Source organism: Borrelia coriaceae (assembly GCF_023035295.1).
Classification (GTDB): domain Bacteria; phylum Spirochaetota; class Spirochaetia; order Borreliales; family Borreliaceae; genus Borrelia; species Borrelia coriaceae.
The window spans coordinates 14,726-30,607 of the sequence record NZ_CP075093.1; the positions used below are offsets into that span (position 1 = coordinate 14,726).

A 15,882-nucleotide genomic window follows, 5' to 3' on the forward strand; every position below is an offset into this window, starting at 1 on the left:
TGCCTATTATTTAGTATCAGTACCAGATGCAGTCACTTCTGAAGACTGATCCTCTTGTTTAACTTCGGCTAGCACCTTATTTATTATTTTTAAACCACTATCGACAGTATTTCTTATTGCTATTATAAGAGTACTTAATGTCTTATTTACTGCACTAGCGGCTGCACCATTGACTGCATTAGAATGTTTAGCATCATTATTAGCAGCAAATTTACCACTCTTAGCCATTGCTCTTAGGGCTATACCAGCTGCTATTACTGCATCTTTTCTTGCGTCTTCTTTAATATCTTGCTTACCACTTGCATTAGCCTTAGCAATAGCAATCTCTGCTGCAGTACTTGCTTGATCAATATCTTTATTCTCAGTAGCCTTCTCAGAACTAGCAATAGCTTTAAGAATATCCGCCCCAGTTATAGCTCCAATTGATGCACTAGCTGCAGCTGCTGCTTCTTCTGTACCACTTGCCTTCTTTTCAAACAATTTACCAACTACTTTATTTTTCTCCCCATCAGTCTTAGTAGCATTTGGATCCCCTTTACTCTCTAAAAGTACTCCAACAATTGTCTTAATTCCTTTAACAAGTGCGTTTACACTTGTTTCATCAGCAGGTGTAGGCTCCTGGCCAGTAACAGTAGCACCACCAATCTTTGCGTCCCCCTTGGCACCACCAGCAGCGATTTTAGCTCCTTCCTCGATTTTTTCTATAGTTTTAATAAATACGTTAACTTTTTCTTTTACCTTTTCATAATTACCACTTTCAGCCACAATACTATTTAGTTTTTCTTTCACTGATTTCATAGTGTCAGCAATATTAGTGAAATACCTTCCTATATCTTCTTTTGTAGTATCAGCTTTAATACCAAAAGCATCAGAAACCATATCCCCAAATAATGCAAAAACATCTAAAAATCCTTGTCTTAAATTAGATATAGAGAGTATAGAATCCCTTTGTTTTTCAAGTTCTTCTATTCCATTATTACAAGAAAGGAAAAGAGAGATAAATAATGTTGCACAAATACTTCCTACTTTAATATTTTTAATATTTATTTTCATATATTACGTGCCTCACTTCCCCCCTTTCCTTTAACTAAAGAAGCTAAATAATAAAGAAAAATCCACAATAAAACAAATATAAAAGCTAGGAGAACTATTATATCCCTAGCTTTTTATTCATTGACTTTATTTCTTGCAATGACTTACTCTCTAAATAAATACTAATCTTAGTAATAATCTTTAAATTACTTATCTCTTAGTTAGCTTTATTTAGTAACGACCTCTAACCTAGCAGGTTCTTTAACCCCCTTGATCGTCCCTTTTAATACTTCATTTGCAGCATTTAATAAATCACCAATTGCCTTGTTTAAAGTAATAAGTTCACTAGCGCCTTTATCTTTACCACTATCGTTTATATCTATAGCTTTTTTTGCATTAGCATCAGTAGCAGCTCCACTAGCGGTTCCTAAATCAGCACTCGAAGTTCTCAATTTTTTTACAAATTCCTCAGCCTTGTGTGCAACAGCTTTAACTTTATCTTCTAAACCTTTAAAAAATTCTGTAACTTTCAATTCTTTGGATTTTTTCTCTATAATTTCAGCCACCTTATATGCCCCTGCTAGTAATGGAGTATAATGTGCACCAGCACCAGAATCGTCTTCTAGCCCATTTTGACCAATTTTTTTCTTAATACCTTTAGAAATACCATCTATTATTGACTTAACTAAAGTTTCTATCTCTTTTACATTCACCACAAAAGTGCTTACCTCTTTAATTTTTCCACTTACCTCAACTAAATCAATTACTCTCCCATCAGCCATAGCTGCTTGCCCATCTCTAAGCTCTGGTCCTGCATTATTGCAAGATAAAAATAAAGAGATAAATAATGTTGCACAAATACTTTTTATCATAATATTTTTAATATTTATTTTCATATATTACGTGCTTCATTTAACCACCCTTTAACTAAAGAGACTAAATTAAAAAAAAGGGAAACGTCCCTTATAAAAAGAAATGTATCCCTTTAATAATCTTATTATTTATTTCGATGATTTATTTAGTAGCAGAAGCTGATTCAGTAGTTACAGGAATATCATTAGCATTAATTTTTATAGTATCTTTAACAGTCTTAAGCCCTCCATCTATTGTTTTTCTTATTGCAATAGTTAATGTATCTAATGCTTTAGTTACTGCACTTACTGCTGCGCCTTTAACTGCAGTGGCAACATCAGCTTTAACACCATCACTAGGACCAGAGAACTTACCATTCTTAGCCATTGCTCGCAGTGCAATAACACCTGCTATAGTTACATCTTTAGCTTGATTTGCAGCAGTGACACTAGCAACATTTTCGAGTATTTTTAGCGCTAACACAGCAGCTTTGCTACCAACACCCGTAGAAATAGCTTTTAATATGTCAGCGCCAGTTACTGCTCCAACTGCTTTAGAAGCATCTTTTGCTGCTTTTGCTGCATTACCAGCATCACCGGAACCGTCCTTGGCAAACAATTTACCTGCATTACCATCAGTTCCACCAGAAGAAGCAGTTCTTGCCTCACCAGCAGCTCCAGTAGCATCTTTAACAGGACCGTTAGCATCCCCCGCATCAGCATTTCCTTCTTTAAGTACCGCATCTACAATATCTTTAATTCCCTTGACTAGATTATCAACTTCAGTACCAGCATTGCCAGCATTCTGCGCAGCAACATTACCAAGTAGTTCATCACCTGTAATACCAATAGTATCACTAGCAATTTTAGCACCTGTAATTATCCTATCAAGTTTTTCACTAACTAATGTTTTTACAACTGCAGCAGTAGCTTCTGCATTAGGATTACCTTCAGGTTTCATGTTCTCAACAATTGTGTTAAGCTTACTCTTAACTCCTTCTACAGTAGTTTCAATTTTTTTAAAGTAATCTCCAACCTCAGACTTTTTAGTAGAAGCATTAAACCCTAAAACACCACCTAGTGAATCACCAAAAGAAGTGAAGACATCTAAGAAGTCATTACCTAAATTAGCTAGAGAGGATAAGAAAGTATTTCTCTTCTGAAGTTCTTCTATCCCATTATTACAAGAAAGGAAAAGAGAAATAAATCATGTTGCACAAATACTTTTTACTCTAATATTTTTAATATTTATTTTCATATATTACGTGCCTCCTTTTCTCCCATCCCTTAACTAAAGAGACAAAATATAAAAAGGGGAAACATCTCTCCTCAAGAAAGGTTTCACTTAATGGATTCATTACTTAATTTACGTATTGCCTATTATTTAGTATCAGTACCAGATGCAGTCACTTCTGAAGACTGATCCTCTTGTTTAACTTCGGCTAGCACCTTATTTATTATTTTTAAACCACTATCGACAGTATTTCTTATTGCTATTATAAGAGTACTTAATGTCTTATTTACAGCACTAGCTGCTGCATCTTTAACTATAGCAATAGCATCGTCAGCAGTAGTCTGCCCAGCGAATTTACCACCTGTAGCCATAGCTCTAAGTGCTATAGCCCCTGCTACTGTTGCATCTTTAGCACTATTTACAGCATTGACACTACCAGAATTTTGTGTATTTTTAGCTAACGTAGCAGCTGCACCACCTTCTCCTTGAGAAATAGCTTTTAAAATATCAGCCCCAGTTACTGCCCCAACAGCTTTTGCTGCATCAGCTGCTGCTTTTTTTGCATTGGCAGCCCCAGCACCGGCATTATTATTAGCAAATAAATGACCTGCATTATCATTACTATTAGCTCTTGGAGTCTGACCATCGTCAGCTTTTTTATCATTCCCAGCATTAGGATTTCCTTCTTGAAGAACTAAATCCACAATAGTCTTAATTGGCTTTATTAATTTCTCAGCCTCACCAGGATTACCAGCAGTAGCAGAATTAGGCATATTGCCAAGTGGCTCAGAACCCTTAGAAACCTTTGATGCTTCCCTAGTGCATGCTGCAATTACATCTAATGTCACTATAAATTTATCAACAAGTGTCCTTACCTTATCATAATGCTCATTGTTAGCAATGTCAGATGTCAACTTATCTTTAACTTTTTCTATAGTGTCAGCAATATTATTAAAATACTTTCCTACTTCACTCTTTGGTGTCTCAGCCTTAAACTCTAAAATACCACCAATCATCTCCCCAAAAGAAGTAAAAATATCTAAGAAATTTTGTCTTAAATTAGATATAGAGAGTATAAAATCTTTTTGCTTTTGAAGTTCTTCTATTACTCCATTATTACAAGAAAGGAAAAGAGAGATAAATAATGCTGCACAAATTCTTTTTATTCTAATATTTTTATCTTCAAAACTTTTACAAAAAAGATCTTACATCCTTAACAAGTTCTTCTATATCTTTCTTTTCTCCTCTAGCACCAGCTAGCTTACTAGAAGCAGATTCCAATTGATTCAAAGCACTTTCCGCATAACTTTGTGCACTTTTAGCTAATAAACCACCCTTGTCTCTCCTTGGAAAGGAATAACTTCTACTCTTATTTTTCAATCTTTCAATAAGAGCTTCTTTTAAAGTCTTTTGTGCATTTTCAAACAAACCTTTTGCAGATCCCAACTCACTAAGTCCACTATCAACCTGATTCATAATCATATCAAGATTAGATCTTTGCTCATTTAAATCATTATGTAATTGAACTAATTTCTGTATTTCGTTTCTATATTTCATTTTACCTTCTCTAGAATGATCCATTTTCAATAGCTCGATCTTAGCTTTAAGCTCTAAAAATGTATGATAAAAACTAGATTCTAAATCTTTATATTCATCCTTAAGTTCACGTGCATTCTCAATTAATTGGCCAAATTGAAACTCCTTAAGTACACTTTTTACCTTGTCAATCTCTGTTTGGGCTTCTTTTTCTTCCCTAGTAATTACAACTAAATCTTCCTTTTCTATTCTTACTTCTTTCTGTTGAGGATAATACGGATACCCTTGTTGAAAATACATTGGAATCTCAGTATTAAAAAACACCTCCTGCATATCTTTTTGTACTCTTACAGGTGCTTCAAAAAGATTAATATCATCTAATTGTTTTTCCACAAAATCTTTATTTTCTTTTCTAACTTTTAAAGCTTCTACGTTTGTATTTTCCACTTCTAAAGACTTATCTCTTGCTCTACTTAGCAATTCATTCAAAGCATTTATATCACATGACAGCAAACACAATAATACTAATATGTATACTGCCAAAATATTTTTATTCATATTCCTCTCCTAAAATATCAAATTATTCAATTATGGTGTCTCGACCTTGAAACACCATAATCACTGGCAAGTATATATCCTTTATTTCAAATATCAAATAATAAACTAACTAAACTATACCTAGTTACTCTTTTAGTAATTAAAGTTAATCTTATAAAATTTTATCTCTAACTAGAAAAAGACTTAGCAATACAACAATTTCTATAATATTGTTTTTTAGTACAAACTTTAATTACTAAAACTCCAGTAAACATATCAAAAAAAGAAATAAAAACATCTAAAAGCCATTACCTAAATTAGCTAGAGAGGCTAAGAAAGTATTTTCCTTTTCAAGTTCTTCTATTCCATTATTACAAAAAAGGAATAGAGAAATAAATAATGTTGCACAAATACTTTTTATATTTATATTTTTAATATTTATTTTCATATATTACGTGCCTCTTTTCTCCCTTTCATCTAACTTAAACCTGGATATGAATTTGTCATTTTCAGACTTCAAAGCATTAACCTTTGCTCTAAGTTCATTGGTAATCTCATTAATTTTCACCAATTTTTCTAAGTCAACCTTCAATAGCTAGTATTACCTGCAATATCTCTTGCAATTAAACCCTCATTTAACCTGATGGTAACAACAGTAAGAGCACCATTAACATCTGTACTAAGTTTCTGTCTAATAACTTTAGCAAGATCATCTACTGAGCTAATTAAAGCCTGTCCTGCTTTGAGTGATGTTCCACTACTACCACAAGATATTAATACAAATAAATCCACTCCTCCTATTATTATCCCTCCCCCTTTTTATCTTCCTCTTTCCTTTTTTTCTCCATTTCTTCTTACCGCTTTTTATCCTTCAAGGAGCAAAATAGTTAATAAACTTTAAATTTTAAGAAAAGCTAAGAGCATAATGTTCCTAACAGGAGATTCTAGTAATAACTTAGAAGTTCCTATTAAGATATTAATTAGAGATGTAGATTTACATAAATTCTATAAAAAAATAATAAAAGAATAAGCTTTATGTTGGAAAGTATTTATAAAAATAATAGAATGTATTTTCTAGAATCTGCATCAAGATATAAATCTTGTAGAAAAAAAGAAATATAAAAAATAAAATTGTAAAATCATTAAACATTGAATGGCATCTTATTTATTAGTTAAACTCTTTAAGACTTAAAACTATACTATCAATTTCTCTTTGAATGTTGATTGTAAAGTGAATTACTTTAGCAACTTTCTCAAGATGTTCAATTTCATTAATACCTAAAATCCTTCCTTTTCTATATTTTAGATAACTTTTAAGAACTTGATAACTTCCAATAGTGTATTCATAGACTTCAATAGGAATATTAATCAATTTAGAAGTGTCATTATAATAAAGTTCATTTACTTCTTCTTTATAAAGAATGTTTGCTATCACTTTGTTTGGATTTTGATTCAAATCTATAATATGAACTCCAATATTACTATTGAGTTTTGAAGTATACTTTAATAAATGAGCATCAATAAGACGCTTACCTAGATCACTAAGTTTTAAAAAAATTTCTATATTATCTACAAAGATGATTTGAGGAAAATCTATTTTAAGAAATTCAACAAATCGAGTTCTATAAGTACTTGAGTACAACACTGCATAAATGTAGCTAAGTATTTCTTCAGGAGTAAATTTTTTACCGTATTTAGTATTAATAAATGCTCTAAAAGTAGTCTTGAAATTTTCTTTTACTATATCTTTAAATACTCCTTGATCTTCTTTTACATAAAGAGGAAAAACATAGCTAGATTCTTTAGTTCGATTTGAAACTATACACATATCTGAAATTTTAAAAGTAATTAAAGCATGACAAAAATTATTTGATGATAAAAGTCTTGTTGTAATAAGTCCTATATTATTCTCAATTTCTAAAAGATGCCTCATTAGTTTGTATCTAGGCTCTATTACAACCCCTGGGTTTTTAGAATAATAAGTAAATCTACTGTCAAATGGTCTGTATGATATTTCTTTAATATAACTTGGGTTGATATTAGTAGTTTTTAAAAACTCCTGAACTTCTGTTAACTTCCAAAACATAGAATCTTTTTTTATATCGTATTTAATACGAGCATCTTGTTCTGATAAATATGCAAAATTATTAAGCTTCTTAAGTAGTTCTTTTTCTGTGTAGTCAATAGCTATTCTGTCTTTTTTAGTTTTTATTCCAGAATTTTTTTCTATAAAAATATCTATTAAAGAAATTCCTTTACTATAAATATCTGCATTTGAAGAGTCTTTTTTAATAAAAAAATAATTAGGTGGACAGTATTCTAATTTTTCAAAATCAATACTAAAAATATTGTTTCTATCTAAGAAATTATACTTTTCTTCTCTTTTACCTCTTATACTTTTATAATATATATGAGCCAATTGATTCTTTTTTAACTCATCCTTATATTTAGCAAATATGGCAATTGCAACTCCGGTTTGAATATCAAATATATTTTCATCTATTTTATTATCATCGGTTTTTTCTTTTTTACGTAAATTACCATGTAAATTTAGTATATAAATTTCATCAAATGTACTTAAGAGATGATATCTCATACCTCTGAATGTTATGTTATCTAAATATCCATTGTTAGTAATAATTCCAATTAATCCTTCTTCTGGTTTTTCAAATTTATGTTCTGCAAACCTAATAAATTTAACATAATCATCGTTAAGTGGTTTATGGTTTTTTTCATTTAAAGGCATATTTTTTATTTGTTTATATTCCTTAACTAGATTCAATATATATTCATTATTATTTTTTGATTCTGAACTATAAGGAGGATTTCCAAGTATTACAAGTATTGGCTTACGTTTAACTTCATTTGTAAGTTCATTTTCTTCACTAATTGCAGGAAATAATCCTGTAAAACTCTTTTGATCTGGAATGGTTGTTATATCAAGAGTATTAGTTAGAAATACTTGTAGTTTATTGTCTTTATTATTAAAATCAACGTTAAAAACTTCTTTCAAATACTGACTTAGTTTAAGATGAGTCACTGCATATGGAGTCATTAAGTATTCAAATCCATAAATATTCTTTAGAATATGAGTATTAATATAATATTCTTGTTTACCAGATTCTTTTTTAATTTCTTTTAATATTTCTTTTATAACTTCAAGTAAAAATGTACCAGTTCCTGTTGCAAAATCTAGTACAGTAACTTTATCTCTATTTGCAAGACCTCTTTCGAAATTAAATTTAGTTTTTAGAGTTTCATGTAAACTTCGTGTAATAAAACTTACAACTGAATAAGAAGTGTAGTAAACTCCCTTAGCTTTCCTTAAATCATCATCGTATTTAGAAAGAAAATCTTCATAAAAATAAAGGTATGGATCTTTTGAATTTAAACAAGAACTAGTAAATGAAAATTCTTCAAAGATAAGTTCTGAGTCAATATTATTTACTACATTAATAATTTCTTCTAAAATCCATTTTAAACTATTGTATTCATTATTTGTCTCAATATCATCAATTAATTTTAATATATCTCTTATAAGGGAAAAATTACTTGGTATAAACTTCTTAATATTATAAAAATCTATTTTTTCACTATTTTTATTATTAAGTCTGGCAATGAATAGTCCATAGGTAATAGTTTGAGAAATTGAATCTGAAAACTCATTTATAGTAAAATTACTACTATAAATATTTTCTTTAAGTACATTATAAGTTGCAACTAAGGTATTTATCTTGTTAAAAGACATACTTAACTCTAAATTTTTTTCTATTAATTCTTTTAAAGCCTTTGTCCTATATGAAAGAAAACTGGCAAGATCTTCTATGTTTTTAATTCTCTGAGGTATAGATTCAAAAAATCTATTTAAAGTATTTATAACTTTATTTACTTTGGTACTGTCAAGCTTAAGATATGGTTTTTCCAGTTCTTCTTTAGTTATTAAAATTTCTCTTTCTATAACCTCTTTATTTCGTATTAAAACAAACTCAATATAGTTTGTAAGTATTATATTAGAAGACAACTCTTTATATTTCTCAATTTGAGGACTTTTTAGTGTATCATCTAAATTTTTTTCAATTTTTTTAACTTCAATATACCCTATTATGCTTTCATTCGTTTTAACTATATAGTCAGGAGAGCCAAAACCTTCTTTGCTACGCCTTGGTTCATGTTGAATAGTAATACTCGGATTATTAATAAAATTCTTAAGTAAATATTGCAAATAACTCCTATCAGTATGTTCTGTTTTATCAACTATTGAGGTTTTCTCTAGACTGGCTATATATTCTTCAAACAAAGATTCTTTATTATTCATACTGTTTTTGTTAAAAAACTACATTTAAAATGTATCGTAATGATGAGAACTTCTAAATTATATGAAAAGAATAAATATTTATTCATTATCCATACTCCTTTTTAAATTAAAAGCAAATTATAGATATTTTAAACACAATATTTATGGTTTTTATTAGCTAAATTTTTACTAGCTTTTTGCTATCAAGATCAATTAAAAGGGTAAAAAAATATATTTTGATATTTTTTCTATAGTCTTTGCTATTTCTACTTAAGTACAATATATATTACGTAATATAAGATTTTCTATTTATCGACTTTATTTTTTTCGCTTAATTAACTACCACTTATTGATTTATTGTATATGAATTCTATTTACTTGTCTAGTTTAAAGACTATTTCTTATAATAAAGAACTACAATCTTCTCGCTTTAGGTATTAAGTTTAATAGTTTTTTTTACTGTTTTAAGTCCTTCATCTATTGTCTTTCTTATCACTATAATTAATGTATTTAATGCATTAGTTACTGCACTAGTAGCCACATCTTTTAACCAATTTTATTATAGAAAATATAAAAAATAAAAAAAAGACCACTATCTATAAAAATTTCATAAATTAATTTATTAGTAAAATATAAACTATTATTTCAGTGTATCATCAACATTAAGTATAAGTCTTTGCTTCTCTTTTATAACTAAACCTCTACTCATTAAATCTGATAAATACTTCCTTATTCTATAATCAGATATATTTGTCTCTTTATTAATTTTAACTAGAGACTTTATTGTACGCTTATCATCTTCTAAATTAGACGCAATAAATTCAAGTGACTCATCAATCATTTTAAATGGTTTTTTATATTTTTCTGAATTTGAAATTTGACGATTTTTAATCTTGCCCGTAACACAAACCCCTCTTCTTGTAGGTAATGTGACTAAGTGTAACAACTTTTGTTCATAAAACTTATGATACGCATTTTGTATTATGCAAAATACCATTGCTAAAAATATATCTAGACAAACAGACAATAATAATAATAAATAAACAAAAACTATATTAAGATAATCATCTCTAGCAATAACAACAGATGTTCCATTTAAAACATTAGCTGCCTTAAACTTATTATTATTTACAGCCGCCCTTTCAATTAAACTGCTAAGCTTAAACCTCAAATCCTGCAAAGACTCTAAATACTCATTCCTTTGATTAAACAAATCCTTATTCTCCCTACTTGCATTCTCAATCTCTCTCATGTAATCTTGCTTCATAGTTCTATACCTATAATCCAAGCTTAAATGCTTATTTTTAGCAAACTCTATACGATCATTGTTATTCTTAATCTTAATATCAATACTAGCTATTTCACCTTCAATTATCTTCTCTTTATCAAAGAGTAGCTTACGTATACCTTCCTCTTTTGCTATCTGACTCTTTTGAGTACTCAAAACAGTGTCCTTAATAGTATCTTCAAACATCAGGCTAAAGAAACTCTCAAAGCTCATCCATGAACTTACAGATTGCGTTATAAGTCCTATCACTAATAATACAAATATTGCTATTTTCTCTAAGTATGCAAATACTAAGGATTTAACACTACCTTCAGTAACACGCTTCCTTAATAAATAAAGAAAATACAATAATATTGAAGATGGTACTACTATAACGACTATCGTAAAAGGCAATGTGAAATAAAGATTAGAATTACTACCAACAGTATAACTTGCAATCCCTCTATGAGAATGTAACACATTAAAGAAAAATAAAAATAAAGCAAATAATATTAACCAAATATTACGAATCAAAAATTCAAAGTTACGTTTACAAAAATCTATAATATTAAATTCAGAATAAATATCTTTTACACCATCTTTACCCATCATGTATAATGAAACCTCTCTACCATAATTATATTACTATACAACTAACAAATTTTATATACCCTTACTGAATCGTTACGAATTGAACTTACGGTGATATGAATTTACGATGATATGAACTTACGGTGATATGAATTTACGGTGAAGCAACGAATATGATAACAATAGTTAAGGATGAAACTAACTGAACTTTAAATCTTAATCTACTTTCTATTAAAATTAATTAAGAACTGAACTGTCCTAAATTACTCTAAGCACACTTAATACTCTTGCCTAAATAATAAAAATTATTTAACATTCCTATCAAAAAGGGGTAAACTTTCCTTCAAAAATACAAGCACTAACAATCACCTTTCTTAAATTTTTCAACCTTTAAATCCATTTAAGTCTGTTTTCAACTTCAACATACAATTTTTAAATAATTCTTTTTATACATTCACCTAGAAAACATCTCAAAGAGAGACTCTAAAAACATAAATAAATAATTTTAATTTTTTGTTAGACACTTAAAATATAAAATACTTTTAGACTTAAATATTAATTTCAATAATCAATAATTCTAATAATTTCATAAAAGATTTCAATTAAGTAATGTGAACTATGTTGTTAAATTTGAGTTTATTGATTTATAACCATTCTAATTTCTCTATTCCATACATTTATCCATAAAATCGTATCTGAGGTGTTTTGGAAGATAAGAAAGTGGTACATAAAAAAAATCACCTCGACTTTGAATCTAGTCAAGAGTGAATTTTTTATATATAATAAAATATATAAATTTCCAAAGCTTCACAAACGATGTGAAAATCCAAACTTTGGATACAAAAGTATAGTATAACGTATGAATAGTTTAACAAAAAAGACAACAAATTTCAATTCAAATGATACCAAAGAGCAAATAAAGTCAATACTAAAATCACTTGTAGCATTAAATAAAGATAAAACATCTTCTGCTACTAAATTTATTCGAGTATCGCAAGTTAGATATCAAATAAACAGAATGTTAAGACGCAAGCTGAGATTGTATAAAATCTACTGGATAATAGATATAAAGAACGCAAAATACAGGAAGTCGTGTGGAGTAGAAGACTACTCAGCACGTGATATATACAATGTAGTAATCAAGCTGCTGAAAAATGATGGACAAAAGACAGTATGTAAACGAACGATTGAAAGAGATATAAAGTTATTAAATGAAATGGGACTTTTAGAATCTAAAATTATAAGATTTGGTGAAAATAAGGGAAGCATGTCTTTTTATAAACAAAATATGCAGTTAGCACATTTACATAAAGACATAATCTTTAAATACCTTTTACATTTACTAAAGACAAGTTTAAGTGATAAAAAAATTGTTGGTAATTTTGATGACTCATTAGAAGAAAGCAATTTTAATTACACAAATCTAAAAAAATTTGGAATCCTATCTGAAATAGATGAAATAAATAATAAAAGTGTAATGTCGCATCGTGTCGCTCCTCATGCTTTTAATAATAAAGCTAATATAAGCAATAATAAGAATTCTAAAAAATTGATTCTTAAGAATAATGATTCGAATAAACTAAAAAAAGAAGAGTGTAAATTTAAAAGGAATGATGTAGAGACAAGGTTAATTTGTGAACATAAAATCAGTAAAAATTATCTAAACCAAATAAAAGAATACAGTAACAACGATGCAACATACATCAATGCCCTAATCAATCTAGAGACTGCAATAGATGAGTACCAAAGCGAATATTACATCGAAGACATCTTAGAACATTTCTTAAAGCAATTTGGTAATAGGTACAAGTATAAGATTTGGATGATGATGAAGCGTAGTGATGGTGTTATTAGCGATTACGCTCTTATTTGGGAAGGAAGGTTTAGGGATTGGTATCCCAATAAGTACAAGAGTAATTGTGCGGTTAAAGAGACTTATGGAGATAATTTACGAATAGGAATTAAAAAAGCATCTGTTGTTAAGGAGAAAAGGGCTAATGAGCAGTTAAATGTAGAAGAATTAAAGGAGATAGAAAAAGAAAAAGAAAGAGAAGAGGAAAGAAAACGCGAAGCTGCTAGGCTTCAAAAATATTTAACTGGGTTATTTGAAAGAGAAGCAAAAGAAAGAGAAGAGCGACTTAGGAAGGCAAGAGAAGAAGAATTGAATTTAAAAAAGAAAGCTAGAGAAAGCATGCTTGCTACTTTGGAAAAGAGTAAGGAAAGGTGTGTTGGGTTGGATATATCAAATAATGGTATGGATAAGATGATAGATGCTAGTTCAAATGATGATGCTATGGTTAAATTTGCAATTAGAGATGAGTTTGGTGGCTTTAAAACTACTAAGGGAATGAGTATGACTAATTTAGGAATAATGATTGAAGATGTAGTTCAAAATGATAATTTAAAAGAAAAGGAGAGTAAATGAGATTTAATTTGAAATATTTAGCAAGAAGATTATATATAAAAAGGCATAGATTTTGGAATATTTACATGAGCCGTGAAGTACAATCTAAAAGGAGTGATAAAAAAATAATTAACTTTCCAATACTTAGTTCTCAAGATATTGACTATGAGTATGTATATGCATATCTTAAGGATTGGGTATCAAAGAAATATAGAGCTGGTCATGGAATTATAATTAATAGAGTTGTTGATAATTATGAATGTGAAACAATCCAAGGTGCTTTGATGAGTAATATTTTGGATATGATTTTTGAGGATTATAAGGAATTATTTCTTGGTAGTTTGGAAAGGGAGTCTGTTGATAGTAAAGGTAAGGTTGGTGGCATTGAACCTGTTGATGTGTTAGAGGGTAAAAGGGAAGTACCTTTTGAAAGGTTACAAGGCAAGCAAAGTAAAGGATTTAAGAAGGGTAAGATAACAATTGCGTAGAGTTGATGCTATTATGATTTAAGTGAATTGCTAGTTTATGACCAAAGGTTATAGAACTTGAGTAATTCACTTAAGTATTAAGGCTATAAATCCTCCGAGAATTGTTAACCATAATGCAAAAGTTAAACCAAATATCCACTTGTTATTCTTCTCTAGGTTGGATATATCTTTTCTAACAATAGAGATTTCATTGCTAACGTATGATTTTAATTCATTTCTAACAGTATCAATTTTGTTGTCAAGTTCATTGAATTTATTGTCAATCTTTACATTAAGATTGTTTTCAACATTATTGATTTTATTGTCAAGTTCATTGAATTTATTGTCAATTTTATTATCAAGTTCATTGAATTTATTGTCAATTTTGTTATTTAAGTTATTCTCAACGTTGTCAATTTTGTTGTCAAGGTTTTTAATATCAGATTTTAATTCATTTCTAACGGTATTGATTTTATTATCAAGTTCATTGAATTTATTGTCAATTTTATTATCAAGGTCTTTAATTTCAGACTGTAAACTTGCTTCAACCCTCTGAATTTCTGCTTGTAGCAGTGCTTCAACCTTTTCAAGTTTTATGTCAAAGTTTTCTTTTAAAAACTCAATGTCTTTGTAAGTTAACTCATTTCTATAGTACCTATAAGATAAATCAATAGCAATATCTTTATTAATGCCTGCTTTAGTAAGTTCGGCTATAACCATTTGTTGAGTAATTATTGGTTGAGGAAGTGCCATGATAGTCTCCTTAAGTATAATTATACAGTAAAAAGTGGTAAATTGGAAGTATTTTGTATTGTGGGAACGAATATCTACTAATGGATGTTATTCTGAGAAGGATTTCAAGTTATAAGAATAATAGTGAATAGTACAGAGGTGGTTAGTATAGTAGAAAGAAGAAAAAATATTTTTTGCAGCGATTTTTAGATCTTTTAAATAGTGGTAAATATTTTGTTTACTTTAAATTTATATATTATTCATAAATAATTTTTTAAATGTAAATTAGTATATATATTTGTATTCGATTGTATACTTTTAGTTAGTATATTGTTGTATGAATTTTAGTTCAAAAAAATATCAATATGTGTACTATCATAGATCTTGAGAGTAAAAAATTTGATTTTTATGAAAAAGAACAAGTAAGATTTTTTAAGGTATATTAAAGATTTTTATGGGTATTTGTTTGCAATGTATGTTGTAGAATTATTATTAATCATAATTTAAGAATTGATAAAAGAATATTATGAAAGTTGTAAATTATTATTTGATTTGACTATACCTTATAAAGAGTGTTATCTGTTGTGTACTAGAGCTAGAAAAATTTTTGTTATTGAGATTTGTACTATTTGATATTAAGAAGTAGCTTTTAGCTAAAGCAATGATTCTTTTAGGATTTATTTTAAATGAGTTAGTAGTAGATTTATCTATAATAGCAAAATGTCAACTTTGGTATATTTTAGATGCAACTTTTATATATTTTTATGGAAACTTTGTTCATGTTAGGGGCAACTCTTAAAAATAAAAAATCTTGAAAGTCAACTTTGTTTGTTTTGGCAACAACTATGTATATTTATGTAGCAACTTTGTGTTTATTTGAGGCAACTTTGTGCAATATTATTAGCCAAACACTTATGTACTAAAAACAAATTATATA

Annotated in this window: 13 protein-coding genes and 1 pseudogene; 2 read left to right on the forward strand and 12 right to left on the reverse strand. The window is 28.7% G+C overall.

Annotation, left to right across the window (positions count from 1 at the left end; genetic code table 11):
- Positions 1 to 6: 6 nt before the first annotated feature.
- The 11 genes and pseudogenes from bcCo53_RS07580 to bcCo53_RS07630 form a co-directional block, all read right to left on the reverse strand.
- On the reverse strand, positions 7 to 1,053 hold the full coding sequence (locus bcCo53_RS07580) for a variable large family protein (protein ID WP_028328268.1): 1,047 nt from the start codon (positions 1,051 to 1,053) through the stop codon (positions 7 to 9).
- Positions 1,054 to 1,259: 206 nt separating this feature from the next.
- Positions 1,260 to 1,928: a Vsp/OspC family lipoprotein gene (locus bcCo53_RS07585; RefSeq protein WP_028328311.1), complete on the reverse strand. Its 669-nt coding sequence runs from the start codon at positions 1,926 to 1,928 to the stop codon at positions 1,260 to 1,262.
- A gap of 118 nt (positions 1,929 to 2,046) precedes the next feature.
- Positions 2,047 to 3,087 (reverse strand): variable large family protein, encoded by a 1,041-nt coding sequence (locus bcCo53_RS07590; protein WP_038365237.1) that lies wholly within the window; start codon positions 3,085 to 3,087, stop codon positions 2,047 to 2,049.
- 176 nt (positions 3,088 to 3,263) lie between these two features.
- Positions 3,264 to 4,289: a variable large family protein gene (locus tag bcCo53_RS07595; protein ID WP_041178875.1), complete on the reverse strand. Its 1,026-nt coding sequence runs from the start codon at positions 4,287 to 4,289 to the stop codon at positions 3,264 to 3,266.
- Between the two features lie 19 nt (positions 4,290 to 4,308).
- Positions 4,309 to 5,211 (reverse strand): P12 family lipoprotein, encoded by a 903-nt coding sequence (locus bcCo53_RS07600; RefSeq protein ID WP_025408901.1) that lies wholly within the window; start codon positions 5,209 to 5,211, stop codon positions 4,309 to 4,311.
- 277 nt (positions 5,212 to 5,488) lie between these two features.
- The gene (locus bcCo53_RS07605; RefSeq protein ID WP_155806453.1) at positions 5,489 to 5,638 is read right to left on the reverse strand and encodes a hypothetical protein; all 150 of its coding nucleotides are present in this window, start codon (positions 5,636 to 5,638) and stop codon (positions 5,489 to 5,491) included.
- 3 nt (positions 5,639 to 5,641) lie between these two features.
- On the reverse strand, positions 5,642 to 5,782 hold the full coding sequence (locus bcCo53_RS07610; RefSeq protein ID WP_155806870.1) for a hypothetical protein: 141 nt from the start codon (positions 5,780 to 5,782) through the stop codon (positions 5,642 to 5,644).
- A complete protein-coding gene (locus bcCo53_RS07615) occupies positions 5,779 to 5,982 on the reverse strand; it encodes a hypothetical protein (protein ID WP_025408902.1) in 204 nt (67 codons plus the stop codon). The genes bcCo53_RS07610 and bcCo53_RS07615 overlap by 4 nt, the downstream gene beginning before the upstream one ends.
- Positions 5,983 to 6,358: 376 nt before the next feature.
- A complete protein-coding gene (locus bcCo53_RS07620; RefSeq protein ID WP_025408903.1) occupies positions 6,359 to 9,505 on the reverse strand; it encodes a type ISP restriction/modification enzyme in 3,147 nt (1,048 codons plus the stop codon).
- A gap of 409 nt (positions 9,506 to 9,914) precedes the next feature.
- Positions 9,915 to 10,034, reverse strand: a pseudogene (locus tag bcCo53_RS07625) (variable large family protein); the annotation flags it as partial.
- A gap of 90 nt (positions 10,035 to 10,124) precedes the next feature.
- On the reverse strand, positions 10,125 to 11,363 hold the full coding sequence (locus bcCo53_RS07630) for a hypothetical protein (RefSeq protein WP_246938467.1): 1,239 nt from the start codon (positions 11,361 to 11,363) through the stop codon (positions 10,125 to 10,127).
- An 838-nt stretch (positions 11,364 to 12,201) separates the two neighbouring features.
- Here bcCo53_RS07630 and bcCo53_RS07635 point away from each other — a divergent pair.
- The gene (locus bcCo53_RS07635) at positions 12,202 to 13,767 is read left to right on the forward strand and encodes a plasmid maintenance protein (protein ID WP_246938468.1); all 1,566 of its coding nucleotides are present in this window, start codon (positions 12,202 to 12,204) and stop codon (positions 13,765 to 13,767) included.
- A 65-nt stretch (positions 13,768 to 13,832) separates the two neighbouring features.
- Entirely contained in the window at positions 13,833 to 14,234 is a 402-nt protein-coding gene (locus bcCo53_RS07640) for a hypothetical protein (RefSeq protein WP_246938469.1), read from the forward strand.
- 66 nt (positions 14,235 to 14,300) lie between these two features.
- On the opposite strand, the gene bdr is transcribed toward bcCo53_RS07640, so the two are convergent.
- On the reverse strand, positions 14,301 to 14,966 hold the full coding sequence (bdr, locus tag bcCo53_RS07645; protein ID WP_246938470.1) for a Bdr family repetitive protein: 666 nt from the start codon (positions 14,964 to 14,966) through the stop codon (positions 14,301 to 14,303).
- Positions 14,967 to 15,882: the final 916 nt, after the last annotated feature.

What these genes read in the sequence shown, in the direction of transcription:
- bcCo53_RS07630 (WP_246938467.1), bottom strand. Translation starts at nt 11,363, where the DNA reads ATGATGGGTAAAGATGGTGTAAAAGATATTTATTCTGAATTTAATATT.
- bcCo53_RS07635 (WP_246938468.1), top strand. Translation starts at nt 12,202, where the DNA reads ATGAATAGTTTAACAAAAAAGACAACAAATTTCAATTCAAATGATACC.
- bcCo53_RS07580 (WP_028328268.1), bottom strand. Translation starts at nt 1,053, where the DNA reads ATGAAAATAAATATTAAAAATATTAAAGTAGGAAGTATTTGTGCAACA.
- bcCo53_RS07620 (WP_025408903.1), bottom strand. Translation starts at nt 9,505, where the DNA reads ATGAATAATAAAGAATCTTTGTTTGAAGAATATATAGCCAGTCTAGAG.
- bcCo53_RS07640 (WP_246938469.1), top strand. Translation starts at nt 13,833, where the DNA reads ATGAGCCGTGAAGTACAATCTAAAAGGAGTGATAAAAAAATAATTAAC.
- bcCo53_RS07605 (WP_155806453.1), bottom strand. Translation starts at nt 5,638, where the DNA reads ATGAAAATAAATATTAAAAATATAAATATAAAAAGTATTTGTGCAACA.
- bdr (WP_246938470.1), bottom strand. Translation starts at nt 14,966, where the DNA reads ATGGCACTTCCTCAACCAATAATTACTCAACAAATGGTTATAGCCGAA.
- bcCo53_RS07600 (WP_025408901.1), bottom strand. Translation starts at nt 5,211, where the DNA reads ATGAATAAAAATATTTTGGCAGTATACATATTAGTATTATTGTGTTTG.
- bcCo53_RS07585 (WP_028328311.1), bottom strand. Translation starts at nt 1,928, where the DNA reads ATGAAAATAAATATTAAAAATATTATGATAAAAAGTATTTGTGCAACA.